Annotated in this window: 17 protein-coding genes; 1 reads left to right on the top strand and 16 read right to left on the bottom strand. The window is 71.4% G+C overall.

Going from position 1 to position 19,645, the window contains the following annotated elements; translation table 11 throughout:
- Positions 1–74: 74 nt before the first annotated feature.
- The 13 genes from OG257_RS20720 to OG257_RS20660 all read right to left on the bottom strand — a co-directional run bounded on the left by OG257_RS20720 (position 75) and on the right by OG257_RS20660 (position 13,339).
- Entirely contained in the window at positions 75–950 is an 876-nt protein-coding gene (locus OG257_RS20720; RefSeq protein WP_329209536.1) for an alpha/beta hydrolase family protein, read from the bottom strand.
- Positions 951–1,089: 139 nt separating this feature from the next.
- Positions 1,090–2,286 (bottom strand): kynureninase, encoded by a 1,197-nt coding sequence (gene kynU, locus OG257_RS20715; protein WP_329209535.1) that lies wholly within the window; start codon positions 2,284–2,286, stop codon positions 1,090–1,092.
- The gene (locus OG257_RS20710) at positions 2,279–3,127 is read right to left on the bottom strand and encodes a tryptophan 2,3-dioxygenase family protein (RefSeq protein WP_329209533.1); all 849 of its coding nucleotides are present in this window, start codon (positions 3,125–3,127) and stop codon (positions 2,279–2,281) included. Before OG257_RS20710 ends, kynU begins: the two co-directional genes overlap by 8 nt.
- Positions 3,128–3,289: 162 nt before the next feature.
- Positions 3,290–3,703, bottom strand: coding sequence for a DUF3151 domain-containing protein (locus OG257_RS20705; RefSeq protein WP_329209531.1), 414 nt, complete (start codon positions 3,701–3,703; stop codon positions 3,290–3,292).
- A 46-nt stretch (positions 3,704–3,749) separates the two neighbouring features.
- Positions 3,750–5,261, bottom strand: coding sequence for an MFS transporter (locus tag OG257_RS20700; protein WP_329209530.1), 1,512 nt, complete (start codon positions 5,259–5,261; stop codon positions 3,750–3,752).
- A gap of 203 nt (positions 5,262–5,464) precedes the next feature.
- The gene (locus tag OG257_RS20695) at positions 5,465–6,625 is read right to left on the bottom strand and encodes a MalY/PatB family protein (protein WP_329209528.1); all 1,161 of its coding nucleotides are present in this window, start codon (positions 6,623–6,625) and stop codon (positions 5,465–5,467) included.
- Positions 6,626–6,711: 86 nt separating this feature from the next.
- Positions 6,712–7,743 carry a class II fructose-bisphosphate aldolase gene (gene fbaA, locus OG257_RS20690; protein WP_329209526.1) on the bottom strand — a complete coding sequence of 344 codons (1,032 nt, stop codon included), beginning with the start codon at positions 7,741–7,743 and terminating at the stop codon, positions 6,712–6,714.
- A gap of 189 nt (positions 7,744–7,932) precedes the next feature.
- A complete protein-coding gene (gene pyrE / locus OG257_RS20685; protein WP_329209525.1) occupies positions 7,933–8,472 on the bottom strand; it encodes an orotate phosphoribosyltransferase in 540 nt (179 codons plus the stop codon).
- Between the two features lie 44 nt (positions 8,473–8,516).
- A complete protein-coding gene (locus tag OG257_RS20680) occupies positions 8,517–9,311 on the bottom strand; it encodes an aldose epimerase family protein (RefSeq protein WP_329209523.1) in 795 nt (264 codons plus the stop codon).
- A gap of 59 nt (positions 9,312–9,370) precedes the next feature.
- Entirely contained in the window at positions 9,371–10,369 is a 999-nt protein-coding gene (locus OG257_RS20675) for an SRPBCC domain-containing protein (RefSeq protein WP_329209521.1), read from the bottom strand.
- Between the two features lie 84 nt (positions 10,370–10,453).
- Entirely contained in the window at positions 10,454–12,052 is a 1,599-nt protein-coding gene (locus OG257_RS20670; RefSeq protein WP_329209520.1) for a polyamine aminopropyltransferase, read from the bottom strand.
- 150 nt (positions 12,053–12,202) lie between these two features.
- On the bottom strand, positions 12,203–12,724 hold the full coding sequence (locus OG257_RS20665; RefSeq protein WP_329209518.1) for a DUF2617 family protein: 522 nt from the start codon (positions 12,722–12,724) through the stop codon (positions 12,203–12,205).
- A 327-nt stretch (positions 12,725–13,051) separates the two neighbouring features.
- Positions 13,052–13,339 carry a hypothetical protein gene (locus OG257_RS20660; protein ID WP_329209516.1) on the bottom strand — a complete coding sequence of 96 codons (288 nt, stop codon included), beginning with the start codon at positions 13,337–13,339 and terminating at the stop codon, positions 13,052–13,054.
- Between the two features lie 127 nt (positions 13,340–13,466).
- Between OG257_RS20660 and OG257_RS20655 the strand changes: the two genes are divergently transcribed.
- Positions 13,467–14,657: a pyridoxal phosphate-dependent aminotransferase gene (locus OG257_RS20655; RefSeq protein ID WP_329209514.1), complete on the top strand. Its 1,191-nt coding sequence runs from the start codon at positions 13,467–13,469 to the stop codon at positions 14,655–14,657.
- An 83-nt stretch (positions 14,658–14,740) separates the two neighbouring features.
- Here OG257_RS20655 and OG257_RS20650 read toward each other — a convergent pair whose 3' ends face one another.
- The 3 genes from OG257_RS20650 to clpB all read right to left on the bottom strand — a co-directional run bounded on the left by OG257_RS20650 (position 14,741) and on the right by clpB (position 19,610).
- Positions 14,741–15,286: a YbjN domain-containing protein gene (locus tag OG257_RS20650; protein ID WP_329209512.1), complete on the bottom strand. Its 546-nt coding sequence runs from the start codon at positions 15,284–15,286 to the stop codon at positions 14,741–14,743.
- A gap of 71 nt (positions 15,287–15,357) precedes the next feature.
- Complete coding sequence (locus OG257_RS20645; protein WP_329209510.1) at positions 15,358–16,623, bottom strand: MFS transporter; 1,266 nt, start codon at positions 16,621–16,623, stop codon at positions 15,358–15,360.
- 386 nt (positions 16,624–17,009) lie between these two features.
- Entirely contained in the window at positions 17,010–19,610 is a 2,601-nt protein-coding gene (clpB, locus tag OG257_RS20640) for an ATP-dependent chaperone ClpB (protein WP_329209509.1), read from the bottom strand.
- Positions 19,611–19,645 lie beyond the last annotated feature (35 nt).

The raw sequence follows: 19,645 nt of genomic DNA, 5'->3' as shown, positions 1-19,645 counted from the left end.
GCTCCCCAAGGTAGGCGCCACCGCGGCCGGGGTCGTCAGCAGTGATGCGGATCCTGGGCCGTCCGTCGCAAGTACTACCAGGCCAGCTGGGCGATCTCCTCCGCCACCACCGCGCACGCGTCGGCCGACGGGTCGATCAGCGGAAAGTGCCCCACCGCGTCCAGCAGCGTCAGCCCGACCATCTCCCCCGCCTTCGCCGCGGCGTCCACGAACGCCTCCGCGACCGCCTGCGGCACGGTGAGGTCGTCGACGCCCTGGACGACGGCCGTCGCGATCCCGGTCGGGAGCAGCTCGGCCGGATCGGCGTGCAACCTGCGTTCCTCGAAGTCCGCTTCCTTGCCTAGGAGTTGCCGCACGGCACCGGAGCAGACGTCCAGCTCGACGGCGCTCGTGAAGTCACCGATCGGCGCCAGCGCGACGACTCCGCGCAGCGGCGGCGGCGCGGGCAGCCGCCACGGCGAACCGAGCGGAAGCACGTGCCGGGCGGCGGCCCACAGGGCCAGCTGTCCGCCCGCCGAGTGCCCGGTGACCACGGTCCGCCGTATGTCGGCCTGCGGCAGCTCCCGGGCGGCGAGCACCGGCAGGGCGTCCATCGCCGCGGCCACGTCGTCGAACGTCTCGGGCCAGCGCCCCGCGACCGGACCGGCCCCGCCCTGCTGCGGGATCTCGCTGCCGCGCCGGTACTCGACGCTGGCGACGGCGAACCCGCGCCGGGCCAGGAAGTCCGCGAACGGCGACACATGATGCCGGTCGTACGGGGCACGCCAGGCCCCGCCGTGCAGGACGACCACGAGCGGCGCCCCGGTCCGGCCGTCGCGCGGAGCGAAGAAGTCGATCACCTGGTCGGGGTGGCTGCCATAGGCCGCGGACCGATCGGGGGCGACCACCGGATGCGCGAACGCCGACTCGGTCTCGGCGGCGTCACGATCACGCGCGGCAGAATCCGACATGCTGCTCCAACCGTCCTACGCATATGCCCAACTGGACTGACCTGCGGGGACGGTATCAGTACGGCGGGCCGTCGTCGGACCGGCGGCAGGACCGGACGGACCCGGTCATCGAGGACCGGGCCCGTCCGGGACAGGAGGCCTAGGCGGCCAGTACCTCCGCCAGGATCCGCGCGGCGCGTTCCGCGTCCGCGAAGCCGACGTACAGCGGGGTGAAGCCGAACCGCAGCACGTCCGGGCGGCGCAGGTCGCCGATCACGCCACGCTCGATGAGCGCGCGCATCACCGGCTCGGTGTCGTCCGCGTTCTCGCACCGCAGCGAGACCTGGCTCCCGCGCTCCGCGTGGCCGGCCGGGGTGACCGGGACGACCCGGCCCTCGGGGACGTACGCGGCGACGCACTCCAGGAAGAAGTCCGTCAGGGCGAGGGACTTGGCCCGTACGGCCTCGACCGTGACGCCCTCCCACACGTCCAGCGCCGCTTCGAGCGCCAGCATGGAGAGGATGTCCGGGGTGCCGACCCGGCCCCGTACGGAACCGTCCGCCGGGGTGTACTCGGGGGTCATCCCGAACGGGTCGGCGTGCGAGGTCCAGCCGGGCAGGGGCGAGTCGAAGGCCGCCTGGTGGCGTTCGGCGACGTACAGGTAGGCGGGCGAACCGGGGCCGCCGTTCAGGTACTTGTACGTGCAGCCGACGGCCAGGTCCACCCCGTGGGCGTCGAGGCCGACCGGCAGGGCGCCCGCACTGTGGCACAGGTCCCAGACCGCGAGGGCACCCGCCGCGTGGACGGCGTCGGTGAGACCCGGCAGGTCGTGCAGCCTGCCCGTGCGGTAGTCGACGTGATTGAGCAGGACGACCGCCGTACGGGGGCCGAGTGCGGCCGGCACGTCGGCCGGGACGACCGGGACGATGCGGTGGCCCGTCATCCGGGCCGCGGACTCGGCGATGTACCCGTCCGTGGGGAACGTCGTGGCGTCGACCAGGATCTCGTCGCGGCCGTCGGCGGCCAGACGGCTCGCGGCGACCACCGCCTTGAAGACGTTCACGCTGGTGGAGTCGCCGACCACGATCTGCCCGGCGGCGGCCCCGACCAGCGGGGCGATCCGGTCGCCGATCCGCTCGGGTGCGGTCCACCAGCCGCTCTCGTCCCAGGAGCGGATGCGCAGGGCGCCCCACTCCCGGGTGATGACGTCCTGCATGCGTGCGGGGACGTGGCTGGGCAGCGCGCCCAGCGAGTTCCCGTCGAGGTAGACGGTGTCGTCGAGGCTGAACAGCTCGCGTCGGCCGGCCAGCTCGTCGGCGGCGTCGAGCGCCTGTGCACGCTCGTAGAGATCAGACATGGCTGCGCGCCGTCCACAGCTCGGGGAACACGTTCTTGGTGGCCCGCTTCTCCAGCCAGGCGACCCCGGCCGAACCTCCGGTACCGGTCTTCGAACCCATCGCACGCCGGGTGGCGACCAGGTGGTCGTTGCGCCAGCGCCACACCAGCTCGCCGACGTCGGTCAGCACCTCGCCGAGCCGCACGAGCTCGTCGTTCTGGTCGGGACTGGCGTAGATCTCCGCCCAGATCGCCTCGACCACGGGGGACGGCTCGTACTTCTGCGACAGGTCCCGGTCGAGCACCGACTGCGGCACCGCGTGACCGCGCCGGGCGAGCAGGGCGAGCGTCTCGTCGTACAGGCCCGGCTCGTGGAGCGCCTTCTCCAGCTCGGCGTGGACACGGGGAGCACCCCGGTGCGGCACGAGCATGGACGCGGACTTGTCACCCAGCAGGAACTCCATCCGCCGGTACATCGCCGACTGGAAACCGGAGCCCTCGCCGAGGGAGCCCCGGTAGGAGTTGAACTGGGCGGGAGTGAGGCCGGCCAGCGGCTTCCAGGAGGCGTTCAGTGCCTCGAGCTCCCGGAGCGAACGCTTCAGGGCGTCGCGTGCGACGGGTATGCGGTCCTCGCGCAGGGCACGGGTCGCGGTCTCCCACTCATGGACGATGACCGTGAACCACAGCTCCATGACCTGGGTGGTGACCAGGAAGACCATCTCGCCGGGATCGTCCGAGCGAAGGTGCTGGAGATGGGTCAGGACATCCGCCTGGACATAGTCCTCGTACGGAGTCGTTCCCGCGAAGTCCAGGTGCGGGGTGTCCGCACCGGTGGCTTCGGGGTCGGGGTTGATCGTCGACATTTCTGTCTCCTCGACACGAGCTTCCGGGTAGCGGTCCGCCCCTTCCTCTGAGGTGGTGGAGCTCCGGTCCCCTGCTCGCATCCTAAACCGGAGCCGCGCGGGACGCGTCGGGCCCCGCAGGCGAGGGTGCTGCCTGCGGGGCCCGACGGGTGCGGAGGGGGCTCAGCCCAGGGTGTCGGCTGCGGTCTGCGAGGAGTCGCGGAGGAACGACGAGCAGCGCTCGTACTCCTCCTGCTCACCGATCGACTGCGCGGCGCGCGCGAGGGCGTGCAGGGCGCGCAGGAAGCCACGGTTCGGCTCGTGCTCGAACGGGACGGGGCCGTGGCCCTTCCAGCCCGCCCGGCGCAGCGCGTCGAGACCACGGTGGTAGCCGGTACGGGCGTACGCGTACGACTCGATGACCCGGCCTCCCTCGTACGCCTCGTCGGCGAGCTGGGCCCAGGCCAGCGAGGACGTGGGGTACTTCGCCGCGACATCGGCGGGCGCGGCGCCGCCGGCGAGGAGCTCGCGCGGCTCCGGGTCGTCGGGCAGGTGGGTCGGGGCGGGGCCCCCGAGCAGGTTCTCGTGGATGGACATGGTTCAAGTGTGCCTGGCTCCGCCCGCATCGTGGACACCCGGGCGACTACGTTCCGCCCGCCCGTCCCGCCGTCTGCCGTTCCGGCTCGAGGGGCGGGGCCGTTACCCCGCAGTGCGTCGTGCATTCGGGCCTGCACCCGCGTGCCGCCTCCGGGGTCGTCCGTACCGTCGACCAGGCGATCACCGACCCCGCCACCAGCAGCCCGGCGCACATCGGCATCGCCCGGCGGAAGGTCGCGGCGAACTCCCCGGCATCGCGGTACGCCTCCGGGCCCATCCCGGCGAGGAGCGGCAGCGCGGCCACGGCGAGCAGTCCCGCCGCCCGCGCCGCCGCGTTGTTGATCCCGCTGGCGAGCCCGGCCCGCCCCGTGTCCACGGCGGCCAGGACGGTCGCGGTGAGCGGCGCCACCAGGATGACCATGCCGATGCCCAGCACCAGGACGGCCGGCAGGACGTCCTGGAAGTACGAGGAGAGCGAGGCGCCCGGGCCGACCCGCAGGAACAGCAGCATCCCGGCCGCCGCCAGCAGGGGGCCGACCGTGAGCGGGATCCGTGGCCCGATGCGCCGGCCGAGGTCACCGGCGGACGCGGAGAAGAGCAGCATGAGCACGGTGGTCGGCAGGAGCGCCGTGCCCGCGCCGAGCGCCGAGTAGCCGGCGACGACCTGGAGCTGGATCGCGGAGAGGAAGAAGAATCCGCCGAGAGCCGCGTACACGCAGAACGTCACGATGTTGACGGCGGTGAACTGCCGGGACGCGAAGATCGACGGCGGCACCATGGGGTCGGCCCGGTGGCGTTCCACCTGGACGAACGCCACCCCGAGCAGCACGCCGCCGATCGCAGCCCCGACGACCGTTGCGGACGCGCCCTGCACCGGTACCTCGATCAGCGCGTAGGTGACCAGAGCGAGCGCCAGGGCCGCGAGCGCGGCTCCGAGCACGTCGAACCGGCCATGGGCCTCCGGATCCCGGGACTCCGGTACGTGGCGCAGGGCGACGGGCAGGCAGACCGCGGCGAGCGGGAGGTTGAGCAGGAACACCCAGCGCCAGCCGGGCCCGTCCACGAGCCAGCCCCCGACGAACGGCCCGACGGCGGCACCGACCCCGCCGAGCCCCGACCACAGCCCCACGGCGCGGGCCCGGTCGTCGGGATGGAAACTCGCCTGGATGAGCGCCAGCGAACCGGGGGTGAGCAGGGCGCCACCGACGCCCTGGAGGGCGCGCGCCGCGATCAGGACGGCAGCGTTGGGCGCCAGCCCGCAGAGCAGCGAGGCCACGGCGAACCAGACGACGCCGATCACGAAGACCCGCCGCCTGCCGAACCTGTCCCCGAGCGCACCGCCGAGCAGGATCAGCCCGGCCAGCGTGAGCATGTAGGCGTTGACGGTCCACTGGAGCGCGGCGAGGTCGGTGTCGAGGTCCTCGCCGATCCGGGGGAGGGCGACGTTGATGACCGTGGAGTCGAGGAGGGCCATGCTCGACCCGAGGACGGTCGTCAGGACGATCCACCGCCCGGCGGGCGAGGCAACCCGGATTGCGCCGTCGGCCGCGTCTGTCATACGAGCAGCATCGCGGCTCCCTCCGCCCCGGGCCATCGGGGCGAGCCCACATGAAGTCCTGCCGGCGATTGCCGGCCCACATCCAAGCCCCTCCGGCGATTGAGGAGCGGGGTCCGGGGCGGAGCCCCGGTTCGGGAAGGGGCGGGCAGGGGAACAGCCCGCCGCAGGCGCACCCCGCACCGCGGCCCCGCAACCCGCATCCTCTACCGAACCGCCCCCACGCCCCGCACCAGCGCCGCCACCCCGGCCTCCACCTTGCTCCGCGGGCACCCCGCGTTCAGCCGGAGGAACCCCGGCGCCCCGTACACCGCACCCGGCATGATCGCGACCTTCTCCCGATCGATCAGCACCCGCTGCAGCGCCTCGTCGTCCACACCCAGGGGGCGCAGATCGATCCAGGCCAGATAGCCCGCCTGGGGCGGCTCCCACCCGAGCTCGGGGAACGCCCCGTTCAGCCGCTCCGCGATCAGCGCGAGATTCCCGGCGACGTACTCCCGTACCTCGTCCAGCCACGCCCCGCCCTCCCGGTACGCGGCGATGTGCGCCGTCAGCGACAGCACGGCCGGTGAGGCGAGCCCCTCCGCCGTCTCCATGCGCCGCAGGTACTCCGCCCGGTCCGCCGGATCGCCGATGATCCCGTACGAACCGGTCAGCGCCGGAAAGTTGAACGACTTCGAAGCGGAGCTGATCACCGCCCAGCGCCCGTCACCGGCCACCCGTGTCCACGGCACGTGCACGTATCCGTCGTGCACGAAGTCCGCGTGGATCTCATCGCTGATCACAGCGACCCCGTGGCGCCGGGCGAGCGCCGCCGTCTCCCGCAGCTCGGCCTCCGTCCACACCCGCCCCGTCGGGTTGTGCGGGGAGCACAGCACGAGCACCTTCGCGTCGGCCCGCTCCAGCTCCCGCTCGAGCGCCTCGGTGTCCCCCACCGGCACCCCCCGCAGCTCCCGCCCGAGCCCGGTGATCGCCTTCCGGAAGCCGTCGTACGTGGGGGTGTGGACGACCACGCCGTCCCCCTCGCCCGTCCACATCTGCAGCAGCTGCGAGAGCTGGCTGAGCACGGAGGGCCCGTAGACGAGCCGGCCGGTGTCGAGCTCCGTGCCGTACCTGGTCGCGTACCAGTGCGCGATCGCCGACCGGAAGTCGTCCTGCTGCCAGGTCGTGTAGCCGAGGACCCCGTGGTCGAGCCGGGCGCGCAGCGCGCCCAGCACCTCGGGCGCGGTCTCGAAGTCCATGTCGGAGATCGTGAACGGCAGCAGCCCGTCCACCCCGAACCGGTCGGCGACCCCGTCCCATTGGACGCACCAGGTGCCACGGCGGTCGATGACGGTGTCGAAGTCGTAGCGCGCAGGCGTACTCACAGCGGTTTCCTCATGGTTCGGTCGGACACGGAACGGGCCCGGCACCCCAGGAAAGGGGGACCGGGCCCGGTGCGTCCGTGACGTACTTACTTCAGCTTGGTGCCCGTGGAGCGCAGGTCGGCACAGGCCTGCGTGACACGCGCGGCCATGCCCGCCTCGGCGGACTTGCCCCAGCTGCGCGGGTCGTAGACCTTCTTGTTGCCGACCTCGCCGTCGACCTTCAGCACACCGTCGTAGTTGCGGAACATGTGGTCCACGATCGGGCGGGTGAAGGCGTACTGGGTGTCGGTGTCGAGGTTCATCTTCACGACGCCGTTCTCCAGCGCGGTGGCGATCTCCTCGGCCGTGGAGCCGGAGCCGCCGTGGAAGACGAAGTCGAACGGCTGGCTGCCCGCGGCCTTGCCGTACTTGGCGCCGACGCCCTCCTGAAGGTCCTTGAGGAGCTCGGGACGCAGGACGACGTTGCCCGGCTTGTAGACGCCGTGGACGTTGCCGAAGGACGCTGCCAGCAGGTAGCGGCCCTTCTCGCCCAGACCGAGCGCCTCGGCGGTACGCAGCGCGTCGTCGACGGTCGTGTACAGCTCGTCGTTGATCTCGTGCGTGACGCCGTCCTCCTCGCCACCGGTCGGGGTGATCTCGACCTCAAGGATGATCTTGGCGGCGGCGGCCTTGGCGAGCAGCTCCTGGCCGATGGCCAGGTTGTCGGCGAGGGTCTCGGCCGAACCGTCCCACATGTGGGACTGGAACAGCGGGTTCAGGCCCTTGGCGACGCGCTCCGCGGAGACCTCGATCAGCGGACGGACGTACGTGTCCAGCTTGTCCTTGGGGCAGTGGTCGGTGTGCAGGGCGACCGTGACGTCGTACTTGGCGGCGACGATGTGCGCGAACTCGGCCAGGGCTACGGCGCCCGTCACCATGTCCTTGTTGTGCTGGCCGCCCAGGAATTCAGCCCCACCGGTGGAGATCTGGACGATGCCGTCGCTCTCCGCCTCCGCGAAGCCGCGCAGCGCAGCGTGCAGGGTCTGGGTCGACGTCACATTGATGGCCGGGTAGGCGAACTTGCCTGCCTTCGCCCGGTCGAGCATCTCGGCGTAGACCTCGGGGGTTGCGATGGGCATCTGTCCGCTCCTTGGGATGTGCGGGTGTGCAGTGCTGGTCCCTGACCTGGGGGCGACGTCATCGTCGCCCCCATCTTTCCAGACTCTCGCCCCGGCTCCACCCGGCCCGTGGCCGGAGCATCTTTACGGGCGTACGCGAAGGGCGGCCGGTTTCACGTGAAACCGGCCGCCCTTCAGGAAACGTGCAGGTCAGGCCAGGTCGAGGTCCGCGACCCCGTAGGCGTTGACGTAGGGCAGACCGGCCTCGGCGATCGCCGGAGCGGCACCCCGCTCCACGATCACGGCGACGGCGACGACCTCACCCCCGGCCTCGCGCACCGCCTCGACCGCGGTCAGCGGGGAACCACCGGTGGTCGAGGTGTCCTCGACGACGAGGCAGCGGCGGCCCTTGACGTCCGTGCCCTCGATCCGGCGCTGCATCCCGTGCGCCTTCTGAGCCTTGCGGACGACGAACGCGTCGAGGCTCTTCCCGCGCGCCGCGGAGGCGTGCAGCATCGAGGTGGCGACCGGGTCGGCGCCCAGCGTCAGACCGCCGACGCAGTCGTAGTCCAGCTCGGCGGTGGCATCGAGCATCACCTGGCCGACCAGCGGCGCGGCCTTGCCGTCCAGCGTGATCCGGCGCAGGTCGATGTACCAGTCGGCTTCCAGACCCGAGGAGAGGGTCACTTTGCCGTGCACCACGGCCTTGTCCTTGATCTGCTGGAGCAGCTCAGCGCGTACGTCAGTCATGCTCACGAGGGTAAGCGCTGCCGCGGCCGCGCCGCGGCCAGGTCTCAGAGCCGCACCCAGCTCCAGGTCGTCACGATCTCGAGCGGGTCGATCGGGGTGACCAGCCGGGGCAGGGTGTTCAGCCCGTTCGGCGGGCCCGACTGCGGCTCCACACACACGGCCTCGGGCTGCTCGTCATAGATGACCACCCACTCGTCCCGGCTCTTCACCGTCAGCTCCAGCTGCTCGGGCCAGGTGAGCTTCACATCGACGCCCTCGGGCATCCCGAAGCAGTCGTCCCAGGGGCCGGGGAGGGGGTCGATCCGGCGGCCGGTCGGCAGGTGGTTGTCGCCGCGCTCCTCCTGCCAGGCGGCGTCGAAGTCGATCCGCACATCCTGGCCGCCGGTGTTACGGAGGAACCAGGGGTGCCAGCCCGCCTGTGCCGGGAAGGAATTCCCGTACGTCTCGACGCCCATACGGAGCGTCAGCGCGTCCTCGGTCAGTTCGAAGGACTGCGTCACCCGGCCCTCGTACGGCCACGGGTCGGTCAGGTCGTAGAAGAAGGCAGCCTCCGCCTCGTCCTGCCGGGCGGGCTGCCAGGCGGTGTCGCGGCCGGTGCCGTGGATCGCGTGCGGCGGGGAGTCCACCGGCAGCCGGTGCAGCTCGCTGCCGTTGCGGAACAGGCCGTTCTCGGTGCGGCCGCACCACGGCACCATCGGGAAGCAGCCGTACCGCTCGCCCTGGCGCAGCAGTTCGGTGCCACCGATCCGCAGGCTGCGGATCCGGCAGCCATGGACGGGGTCAACGGTCAACTCGGCGTCGCCGGCGGTCAGCCGGACGTCCTTCGCAGCTCTGCTCACCCCAGAACACTACTGGCGCGGCCAGGGGCTGTCCCGCCGTCCCCGGACAGGGACGGTGGTTACCGCCGACGCCTCAGAGCCCGGCCCACGACCACGGCCGAGGCGATCGCGAGGGCGGCCGCGGGAGCGATCCAGCGAAGCGTGACGCCGGCGGTCATGTCGTCCTGCGAGGGCACGGGGGCGTACCGGCCGCGCGGCGGAGCGTGGTCGACCTCCTCCGTACTCCGGCCGATCATGGTGCGCCGGGCGTGTGCGGCCTCGGCAGGCGGTCCGTCCGGCACGGTGAACTCCAGCTCCGCCGCGGGGTCGAGCGAGGGCGGCGGGACGGGGGCATCGAACACCGAGCCCTTGTCGCGCACCTCGCCGGAGGCCGAAGCCTCGGAGGGCTCGGAGGCGGACGGCTCGGGCTTCGACGCGTCGTCCGGAGTGGAGTCCGCGGCACCGGGCTCGTCCGAGGCGGAGTCGGTGGACCGTCCGGGCTCACCCGAGCCGGAGCCGGAGCGCGCACCGCCCCCCGACGCCCCGTCGTCCCCTGAAGGCTCGGCGTCGGCCGACGCCCGGTCGTCCCCGGACGCGCGGCCGGGCTCCGGCACAGCTCCGGGAGCGGTCTCCTGCGCATCCCGGGCGGCCAGGGACTCCGTCACCAGCTGCTGCGTGAAGCGGTCCAGCAGCCGTTGCGCCGCGGCGAGCGCCGCCGCCTCCTCCAGCTCCACGATGCGGCCCTCGCCGCTCGCCGACCCGCTGAAGGCGACCGTCGTACCGCCGTCGGTCTCCGTGAGCCCGACGGTCAGGGACAGCTTCGCCGAACCCGCGCCCCGGGCCTCCACGCCCTCCCCGGACACGAGGAAGGCGTCGTCGCCCCGGCCGGTGAGCGTCAGCGCTCCCCGGTACGTGATCGTGTGGCCGTCGATCCGGATCTTCAGCCGGCCGGTCAGGGGACCCGCCGACGCATCGGCGTCCTGCTGGAGGCCGGGGACACAGCGCGCCACACGGGCGGGGTCACCCAGCGTCCGACGAAGGGACGCGGCCGGAACCGGAACGAACACCTCATGCTCCATACCGACCGAGCCTACTCAGCCGGGGCCGTCCCGTCAGCGCTTCCACACCCCGTACACCGTGAGGTCCACACCGCCCCGTCCCGCTCACGGTTCCTCCCAGTAACGCGGATGCACCAGCGTCGACGGCATCGCACCCCTCAGCCGTACCCGCTGCGCCGAGCGCTCGGCCGCCAGCAACTCCCGCTCCCCCAGGGAGCGCGGCCCCGGCACCCGCCCGTCGAGGCCGAGCGGGCCCACCGCACGCGGAGCGGCGAGCACGAAACCCCAGTCGTGCGGCGCCTGCGACCCGCCCGTGGCCCGGTCCGGGCCCGCGGCGAACCCGGTGAGCCTGCCCTCGATGCGGTACGGGCGGGTCGCCAGGCCGCCCGCCCTCATCGACGCCTCCACCGTCCAGAACGTCTCCGGCCTGCTGCCCAGCGGCCCCGCGTGCACCACCAGCCGGCCACCCGGCTCCAGGGCCTCCTCGATCAGGCCGTAGAACTCCGCCGAGTAGAGCTTCGTACTGGCCGTGATCCCCGGGTCGGGAAGGTCCGAGATCACCACGTCGTAGCGCTCCCCCGTGGCCCGCAGCCAGTTGAACGCGTCCCCGTCGGCCGCTGTCAGCCTCGGATCCCGGTACGCGTGCCCGTTCAGCCCGGAAAGCGCAGGGTCCGTACGGGCCAACCGGGTGACGGCCGGGTCGAGCTCGACCACCACGACGGACTCGACGTCGGGATAGCGCAGCACCTCGCGGGCGGCCAGCCCGTCGCCCCCGCCGAGGATCAGCACCCTCTCGTGCCGGCCCTTCATCGCCGGGTGCACCAGCGCCTCGTGGTAGCGGTACTCGTCGCGCGAGCTGACCCTCAGCCGGCCGTCCAGATAGAGGTCGAGCGAGCCCCGCCCCGCGCCGGTGAGGACGACCTCCTGCACCTCGGTCTGCACGGCGACCCGCACCTCGTCCCCGTACACCGCACGCCGGGCCGCCCTCTCGAAGTCGTCGGCCAGGACCGTGGCCGTGGCCAGCACCGTGATCACCACGGCGTTGGCGGCGATCAGCAGCCAGCGCTCGCGGGTGCCGAGGTCCCGCCGGAACACCCAGAGCACCAGCGCACCGCCCGCCGCCGCGTTGACGGAGCCCGTGAACAGCGCCCCGGTGAGCTGCCCCATCATCGGCAGCAGCAGGAACGGGAACGCGAGCCCGCCGACCAGGGCGCCCACGTAGTCGGCGGCGAAGAGATCGGCGACGGCCCCGCCCGCGTCCTGCCGGTCGACCCGCTGGATCAGCGTCATCAGCAGCGGGATCTCCGCGCCGATCAGGATCCCGATCGCCATCGAGAACCCCACCAGTGCGTAGCGCGACTCCCCGAGCCAGGCGAACGACGCGTACAGCACGAGGGCCGACGATCCGCCGACCAGCGCGAGGGCGGCTTCGATCAGCCCGAATCCGACGGCGGCGCGGCTGCGTAAACGTTTCGCGAGAAGCGAGCCGATGCCCATCGCGAACACCATCACGGACAGCACGACGGAGGCCTGGGTGACCGAGTCACCGATCAAGTAGGAAGCCAGCGCGACCAGTTCGAGCTCGTACACCAGACCGCAGGCGGCACAGATGAAGACCACGGCCAGCACGAGGAAACGGCCGGTCCTCGGCCGTACGGGAAGCCGCGCCGCGCCCCCTCGCAGCGACACCTGCTGGTCGATCATGTCGCGAACGCTACGTTACGGCGACGTCGCCGCTTGTCACCCACAAGGGTGTAAGTGAGGCACTCCGGAGGCACGCCGAATGCGCCCCGCACCTACGCAGACCGGCCCCGCGCCCGGCCACGGACCTGCGCAGACCTGCCCCGCGCCCGCTCACAGCGCCGGCGCGGGCATCCGCACACCCACCCGGGTCCGGGTCACCACCAACTGCCCCTCCTGCGGGTACGCGTGCCAGGTGCGCCACCTCACCTGGCCCTCCGAGTACTGCGCCAGCATGGCCGTGAAGGCGTACGGGCTACCGGGAAAGGTCCCCGCAAGTCCGTGCGGATGGTCGGTCACCAGCGCGAGCAGCTCCTGTGCGCGCCCCGCGAACGAGCCCTCCGAGAGAGTCTCCACGCGCGCCGCGAACTCGTACTCCCACTCGCCCATCCGCTTGGCGACGCCGAGCGGCAGGGGTGTGCTGCTGCCCGGAATGCAGGCGACGGTCTCGGAACAGGTACCGCGCTCCTCCTCCAGGAGGACCTGATGGGAGGCACCGAGCAGCCTCATCTGCAGCTTGGCGCAAGGCAGTTGGAGATCGAGGACGGCGAGGGCCGGCAGTGGCTCGCGCCCCAGCGCCCAGGCCAGATCGGCGGCACGGGTATCGGAATAGGCGGTCTGGAGGGACGTGAGCATGGGTCGGCTCCGCAAAACACACATGGACACACGGACAGGAGGTGCCCCCGGTGCGTCGCACCTAGGGGAGGAGGAACGCCTGAACCGGCCCGATCAGGGTCCGATGGCTGAATGTTCCCTACAGCGAGGGAATCATGAAGTACGCCACACTCACAGCGTTTTTACCCAACTTGACGTGGTTTCCATCCCCTCGGGGGCAGCACGGTTCATCTGTTCCAGAAAAGCCCAACGAAAAGGTGCCCGGCGGGAGTTCACCCGCCGGGCACCTCACGGACGCGGCGTCCGCCTCACGGACGCGGCGTCCGCCTCCCGGTCGGCCGACCGGGTTCAGCTGCCCCCGCCGCCGCATCCGCCCCCGCCGCCGCACGACGAGCTGCTGCCACCGCACGACGAGCTGCTGCTGCCGCACGAATGGCCACCGGAGTGACCGGCGCCGCTGTCACCCGCCCACCAACTGCCGCCGTCCGAACCGCTGGAGCCGCTGCCCGAACTCCGGCGCCCGCCACGCCCCCTGCGTGCCCCCAGCGGCTTCTTCCTGCTCCCCGACCGCGACATCAGGGCTGCCACCCCCACGCACACCAGCACCATGAACACGATGAAGACGAACAATGCCACCGACCTCACATCCTTCTCTTCCCCCGAAGCGAGGTCCCCGCTTCTCACGTGACACGGGGATTCCCGCGCCCCACCGCGGCCAAAGCAGACTTGAGCAACTCCAGAGCTTCGGCACAGGATGGCGCCCATGACACAGGGACGACAGGGACGACCGCTGCTCAACCGCCGCCTCGCCGAGTTCGGCACGACGATCTTCGCGGAGATGTCGGCGCTGGCCGTACGGACCGGATCGATCAATCTCGGCCAGGGCTTCCCCGACACCGACGGCCCGGAGGAGATCCGTGAGGCCGCGGTCCGGGCGCTGCGCGCCGGCCACGGCAACCAGTACCCACCGGGCCCCGGCGTCCCCGAGCTGCGCTCCGCGATCACGGAGCACCAGCAGAGGCGATACGGACTGGCGTACGACCCCGACACCGAGGTCCTCGTCACGGCGGGCGCCACCGAGGCCATCGCCGCCACCCTGCTGGCCCTCCTGGAGCCCGGCGACGAGGTCATCGCCCTGGAGCCGTACTACGACTCCTACGCGGCCTGCATCGCCATGGCGGGCGGTACCCGCGTCCCCGTCACGCTCCACCCCCACGAGGGCGCCTACCGGCTCGACCTCGACGAACTCCGCGCCGCCGTCACCCCCCGCACCCGGCTGATCCTGCTCAACACCCCGCACAACCCCACCGGCACCGTCCTGACGCGCGAGGAGCTGGCCGCCGTCGCCGGGCTCGCGTGCGAGCGCGACCTCCTCGTCGTCACGGACGAGGTCTACGAGCACCTGGTCTTCGAGGGCGAGCACATTCCCCTCGCCTCCTTCCCCGGCATGCGCGAGCGCACGGTCACCATCAGCAGTGCGGGAAAGACGTTCTCGTTCACCGGCTGGAAGGTCGGCTGGATCACGGCGAGCCCCGCCCTGGTCACCGCGGTCCGGTCCGCCAAGCAGTTCCTGACGTACGTGTCGGCCGGGCCCTTCCAGTACGCGGTCGCCGAGGCACTGCGCCTGCCCGACAGCTACTTCGACGGACTGCGCGCGGACCTGCGCGCCAAGCGCGACCTGCTGAGCAGCGGCCTCGCCGAGGCCGGGTTCGAGGTCTACAAGCCCGCCGGAACGTACTTCGTCACCACCGACATCCGGCCGCTCGGCGGTGGGCAGGACGGCTTCGCGTTCTGCCGTGCGCTGCCGGAGCGGTGCGGGGTCGTCGCCATCCCCAACGCGGTGTTCTACGACCACCGCGAGCAGGGCGCGCCCTTCGTGCGCTTCGCCTTCTGCAAGCGCACGGATGTACTCGCCGAGGCGGTGACCCGTCTGAAGAGCCTCGCCGCGGGCTGATCACCGGGGCAGGAGGAAGCCCGGCCCGGCGGCGCGGTCGCGATGACCGCCGCCCCCGGCCGGGCTGTCGCACCGGCGCCGGATCAGGCCTCCGGGGAGTCCTCGTCCGCGGTCTTGTCCTCGGCGGGCTCCAGGCCCAGGCGCTCCACGAGCCACTTGTCGAACTCGATGGAGGCCCGCACCCAGCTGACCGTCGAGGAGACGAAGTGCTCCAGGCTGACGCCGGTGCCGATGAGCATCTGCGCCTCACCGATCAGCCGCACGGAGGCGGCAGCGCCCTCCTCGCCCTCGTGGGCGTGCGTGTAGACCTTGGGCCACAGGGTGCGGCGGTTCCAGTCGTCGATCGCGTCGAGGAGGACGGGACGCTGGTCGACGGGGTGGGGGCGGTCGTAGAACGTACGGACCGAGAAGACCTGCTGCTCCTCCTCGCCGCGGAACATGAAGTACGTGCGGAACTCTTCCCACGGCGCTGCGAGGTCGCCCTCGTCATCGACGACGTACTTCAGCTCCATCTGCTCGAGAAGCTGCTTGACGAGGTCCTGGTCAGGGACAACGGGTCCCTCGGGTCCTGCCGCCTGCGGCTCGGGCTGGCCCCCGAAGTTGGGAATCGAGGACGGGTCGATAGACATCGCTGGGTACTCCTGTGGATCGCTCGTGGTTTCCTGCCATCGACCCTAGCCGCGATCGGCGGCCAGTAGTCCTACGCCCTCAGGGGAATCGTCCCTGCGCCGGTCCCCCGGGCCCGCGACCAGGCGAAGGCGACCAGGATCGCGCACGATGTCCCGACAAGTCCCGCCCCTCCGATCGTGTCCGAGGACGATCCGGACAGCTCCGCCGCCAGACCTCCCGCCGCGACACCGATCCCCTGCATGGCGGTCAGCCCCGACCTGGCGAGTCCCAGCACCTGGCCGCGCTGGCCGGCCGGGGTGAGCAGGACGAAGGTGGCTCCGGCGGTGATCTGGTAGGCCGAGCACACCCCCGATGCCATCAGCAGCAGGACAGCCACCGCGACACCGGGGCCCGTCCAGTACAGGAGCAGCGGCAGATTCGCGCCGACCGCCAGCGGCCCGAGCAGCCGGCGGCGCCACTCGTCCCCGACGCTCGCGCGCCCGAGCAGAGCCGCGCCCAGCACCATTCCCGCCGGGTGCGCGGCGAGCAGGAGCCCCACGGAGGCACCGCCCCCGCCGGCCTCGTCCGCGAACGGGGCGGCCAGCCCCTCCGGCAGCACGATGAACCCGGCCAGCCATCCCAGGGCGACCAGCGCCCGCAGCCTGGGGTCCGCCCAGATCAGCGCCGCCGCACTCCTGACCTGCATGTGCAGCCTCTTCTGCCGCACGTCGTCGCCCGCGATCGGCCGGGCCTTCACACCGAACCTGATCAGGGACGCGGAGAGCAGGAACGAAGCCGCGTTCAGCCCCAGGGAGACGTGGCTGCCCAGCCACACGACGAGCACACCGCCACCGGCGAAGCCGACCAGCTGCCCGGCCTGGTGGGTGATCAGCATGACGCGCTGGCCGCGCTCGTACCTCCGCTCGCCGAGCACGGTCGGCAGCAGAGCGCCCTGCGCGGCGCCGAAGGGCGCCTCCGCCAGCTGCGCCAGCACCAGCAGTCCGGCCAGCAGGGGCAGGGGTGTTCCCGGCAGGGCCATCAGCCCGACCAGGGCGGCGCGCACCAGGTCGCATCCGACCATGACGGTCCGTCGGGGGAAGCGGTCCGCGAGCCCGGACAGCAGCACCCCGGACAGCAGGGCGGGCAGGGTGGTCAGGGCGTACGTCGCCGCGGTCCAGCCGGCCGACTCGGTTCGTTGGAAGACCAGCAGCGACAACGCCACCCGCGCCAGCTGGTCACCGAGGACCGACTGAGCATAAGCCGCCCAAAGAGTGCGAAATTCGCTGAGGCGAATTAGATTGTCACTTTTGCAATCCTTCGACTCCGGGCTTATCTCATCAGGTATGCGCTCGGTCATGCGCGTACCTTACCGGCTGCCGAATTCCGCATATACCCCCTCCCACAGATCATGAAAGGTGGTCCGGAGTGTCCTGATATTGAGCGGAAACCGGTCTGTTGCCTGGCCGTTGACCGGAGTGTGATCGGGATACGGATATGCACCCACCTCGCCCGGAGAACACCCGGGGGCGGCACAGCGCGTCTGCCATCCGGCCACGGAATGGAAATTTTCGGCTCGATTTAGTGGGCAACCGCCGGTACGGCCCGACTTACTTCTCGGGCGCACCACCAGGGCGCTTCCTCAATCAAGGGTGTCGGATGCACGCATCAATGCAAACGACACCGCGCACAAACGTGCCCCCGGCCCGGACACAGGGTCCGGGGGCCGGGGGCACGACGAGTGGTCTACCTGGCCTTCTCCGGGGGAACGGGCCCGACGAGCAGACCGTCCCCGGCCCGGTCCACCCGCACGGTGTCGCCGTCCTTGACCTCGCCCGCGAGGATCTCCTTCGCGAGCCGGTCGCCGATCGCCGTCTGGATCAGCCGTCGCAGCGGCCGGGCGCCGTACGCCGGGTCGTTGCCCTCCTCGGCCAGCCAGGCCAGGGCGTCCGGGGTCACGTCGAGGGTGATCCGCCGGTCGGCCAGCCGGCCGGCGAGGCGGCCCACCTGGAGACCCGCGATGTGGGCGAGCTCGTCACCGGACAGGGCGGAGAAGACCACCAGGTCGTCGAGCCGGTTGAGGAACTCCGGCTTGAAGGACGCCCGCACGACGTCCATGACCTGCTGCTTCTTCACGTCCGGCTTGGTCAGGGGGTCGACCAGGAACTGGCTGCCGAGGTTCGACGTGAGGATCAGGATGGTGTTGCGGAAGTCCACCGTCCTGCCCTGCCCGTCGGTGAGCCGGCCGTCGTCGAGCACCTGCAGCAGGATGTCGAAGACCTCGGGGTGCGCCTTCTCCACCTCGTCGAGCAGGACGACGCTGTACGGGCGGCGGCGGACGGCCTCCGTGAGCTGGCCGCCCTCCTCGTAGCCGACGTAGCCGGGCGGGGCGCCGACGAGCCGGGCGACGCTGTGCTTCTCCCCGTACTCGCTCATGTCGATGCGGATCATGGCCCGTTCGTCGTCGAACAGGAAGTCGGCGAGTGCCTTGGCCAGCTCCGTCTTGCCGACCCCGGTGGGGCCGAGGAAGAGGAACGAGCCGGTGGGCCGGTCGGGGTCGGCGATCCCGGCGCGGGTGCGGCGTACCGCGTCCGACACGGAGCGCACGGCCTCGGTCTGGCCGATGAGCCGGCGGCCCAGCTCGTCCTCCATGCGCAGGAGCTTCTGGGTCTCGCCCTCCAGGAGGCGTCCGGCCGGGATGCCCGTCCACGCCCCGACGACGTCGGCGATGTCGTCCGGCCCGACCTCCTCCTTGACCATGGTGTCCTGGGAGGCCTCCTGCTCGGCCTCGGCCGCTTCGGCCAGTTCGCGCTCCAGGCCGGGGATCTCCCCGTAGAGCAGCTTGGACGCGGTGTCGAAGTCGCCGTCGCGCTGGGCGCGTTCGGCCTGGCCGCGCAGTTCGTCCAGGCGCTCCTTCAGCTCGCCGACGCGGTTGAGCCCCTGCTTCTCCTTCTCCCAGCGGGCGGTCAGGCCACGCAGCTCCTCCTCCTTGTCGGCGAGGTCGCGGCGGAGCTTCTCCAGGCGCTGCCTGGAGCCCGCGTCGGTCTCGTTCTTGAGGGCGAGCTCCTCCATGTGCAGGCGGTCGACGGCCCGCTGGAGCTCGTCGATCTCCAGGGGCGAGGAGTCGATCTCCATACGGAGCCGGGAGGCCGCCTCGTCGACGAGGTCGATGGCCTTGTCGGGGAGGAAGCGGGAGGTGATGTAGCGGTCGGAGAGGGTCGCGGCGGCGACCAGCGAGGAGTCCGCGATCTGGACCTTGTGGTGCGCCTCGTACCTGCCCTTGAGACCACGCAGGATCGCGATCGTGTCCTCGACGGACGGCTCGGCGACCAGGACCTGCTGGAAGCGGCGCTCCAGGGCCGGGTCCTTCTCGATGCGCTCGCGGTACTCGTCCAGCGTGGTGGCACCGACCATGCGGAGCTCACCTCGGGCGAGCATCGGCTTGAGCATGTTGCCCGCGTCCATCGAGGAGTCGCCGCCGGCGCCCGCGCCGACGACGGTGTGCAGCTCGTCGATGAAGGTGATGATCTGGCCGTCGCTCTCCTTGATCTCGGAGAGGACGGTCTTGAGGCGTTCCTCGAACTCACCGCGGTACTTGGCTCCCGCGACCATCGCGCCGAGGTCGAGGGAGACGAGCCGCTTGTTCTTCAGCGACTCGGGGACGTCGCCCTTGATGATGCGCTGGGCGAGCCCTTCGACGACGGCGGTCTTGCCGACGCCGGGCTCCCCGATGAGCACGGGGTTGTTCTTCGTGCGGCGGGACAGCACCTGGACGACGCGGCGGATCTCCTGGTCGCGTCCGATGACGGGGTCCAGCTTGCCCTCGCGCGCGGCGGCCGTGAAGTCGGTGCCGAACTTCTCCAGGGCCTTGTACTGGCCCTCCGGGTCGGGTGTGGTCACCCGGCGCCCTCCCCTGCTCTTCTCGAATGCGTCCAGCAGCTTCTTCGCACTGGCTCCCTGCTGAGTGAGGATCTCACCGGCGCGGCCGCCCTTGGCGGCGATACCGATCAGCAGGTGCTCGGTGGAGAGGTAGTCGTCGCCGAGTTCCTTCGCCCGCTGGTCGGCGTCGGAGATGACGGCGAGCAGCTCACGGTTGGGCTGCGGCGGGGCGACGGTGGATCCGGTGACGCTGGGCAGTGCGCCGAGAAGCCGCTCGGTCTCGGCACGCACGACCACCTGGTCGGCGTCGGCCGCGGCCAGCAGGTCGGTGATGTTCGCGTTGTCCTCGCCCGCGAGCAGTGCAAGCAGCAGATGCCCGGGGGTGAGGTCGGGGTGCCCGTCCTTGACGGCCCTGCTGGTGGCCGCGTTGAGGGCGTCCCGGCTCCTGTTGGTCAGCTCGGCGTCCACGGGCGCTGTCTCCTCCTTGTGCTGGTGCTTCTCGG

The sequence above is a fragment of the Streptomyces sp. NBC_00683 genome, assembly GCF_036226745.1.
Lineage (GTDB): Bacteria > Actinomycetota > Actinomycetes > Streptomycetales > Streptomycetaceae > Streptomyces.
Note: the sequence above shows the minus strand (reverse complement) of the source record. Positions and strands in the feature narration are given on the sequence as shown.

What these genes read in the sequence shown, in the direction of transcription:
- OG257_RS20720 (WP_329209536.1), bottom strand. Translation starts at nt 950, where the DNA reads ATGTCGGATTCTGCCGCGCGTGATCGTGACGCCGCCGAGACCGAGTCG.
- kynU (WP_329209535.1), bottom strand. Translation starts at nt 2,286, where the DNA reads ATGTCTGATCTCTACGAGCGTGCACAGGCGCTCGACGCCGCCGACGAG.
- OG257_RS20710 (WP_329209533.1), bottom strand. Translation starts at nt 3,127, where the DNA reads ATGTCGACGATCAACCCCGACCCCGAAGCCACCGGTGCGGACACCCCG.
- OG257_RS20705 (WP_329209531.1), bottom strand. Translation starts at nt 3,703, where the DNA reads ATGTCCATCCACGAGAACCTGCTCGGGGGCCCCGCCCCGACCCACCTG.
- OG257_RS20700 (WP_329209530.1), bottom strand. Translation starts at nt 5,261, where the DNA reads ATGACAGACGCGGCCGACGGCGCAATCCGGGTTGCCTCGCCCGCCGGG.
- fbaA (WP_329209526.1), bottom strand. Translation starts at nt 7,743, where the DNA reads ATGCCCATCGCAACCCCCGAGGTCTACGCCGAGATGCTCGACCGGGCG.
- pyrE (WP_329209525.1), bottom strand. Translation starts at nt 8,472, where the DNA reads ATGACTGACGTACGCGCTGAGCTGCTCCAGCAGATCAAGGACAAGGCC.
- OG257_RS20675 (WP_329209521.1), bottom strand. Translation starts at nt 10,369, where the DNA reads ATGGAGCATGAGGTGTTCGTTCCGGTTCCGGCCGCGTCCCTTCGTCGG.
- OG257_RS20670 (WP_329209520.1), bottom strand. Translation starts at nt 12,052, where the DNA reads ATGATCGACCAGCAGGTGTCGCTGCGAGGGGGCGCGGCGCGGCTTCCC.
- OG257_RS20665 (WP_329209518.1), bottom strand. Translation starts at nt 12,724, where the DNA reads ATGCTCACGTCCCTCCAGACCGCCTATTCCGATACCCGTGCCGCCGAT.
- OG257_RS20655 (WP_329209514.1), top strand. Translation starts at nt 13,467, where the DNA reads ATGACACAGGGACGACAGGGACGACCGCTGCTCAACCGCCGCCTCGCC.
- OG257_RS20650 (WP_329209512.1), bottom strand. Translation starts at nt 15,286, where the DNA reads ATGTCTATCGACCCGTCCTCGATTCCCAACTTCGGGGGCCAGCCCGAG.
- OG257_RS20645 (WP_329209510.1), bottom strand. Translation starts at nt 16,623, where the DNA reads ATGACCGAGCGCATACCTGATGAGATAAGCCCGGAGTCGAAGGATTGC.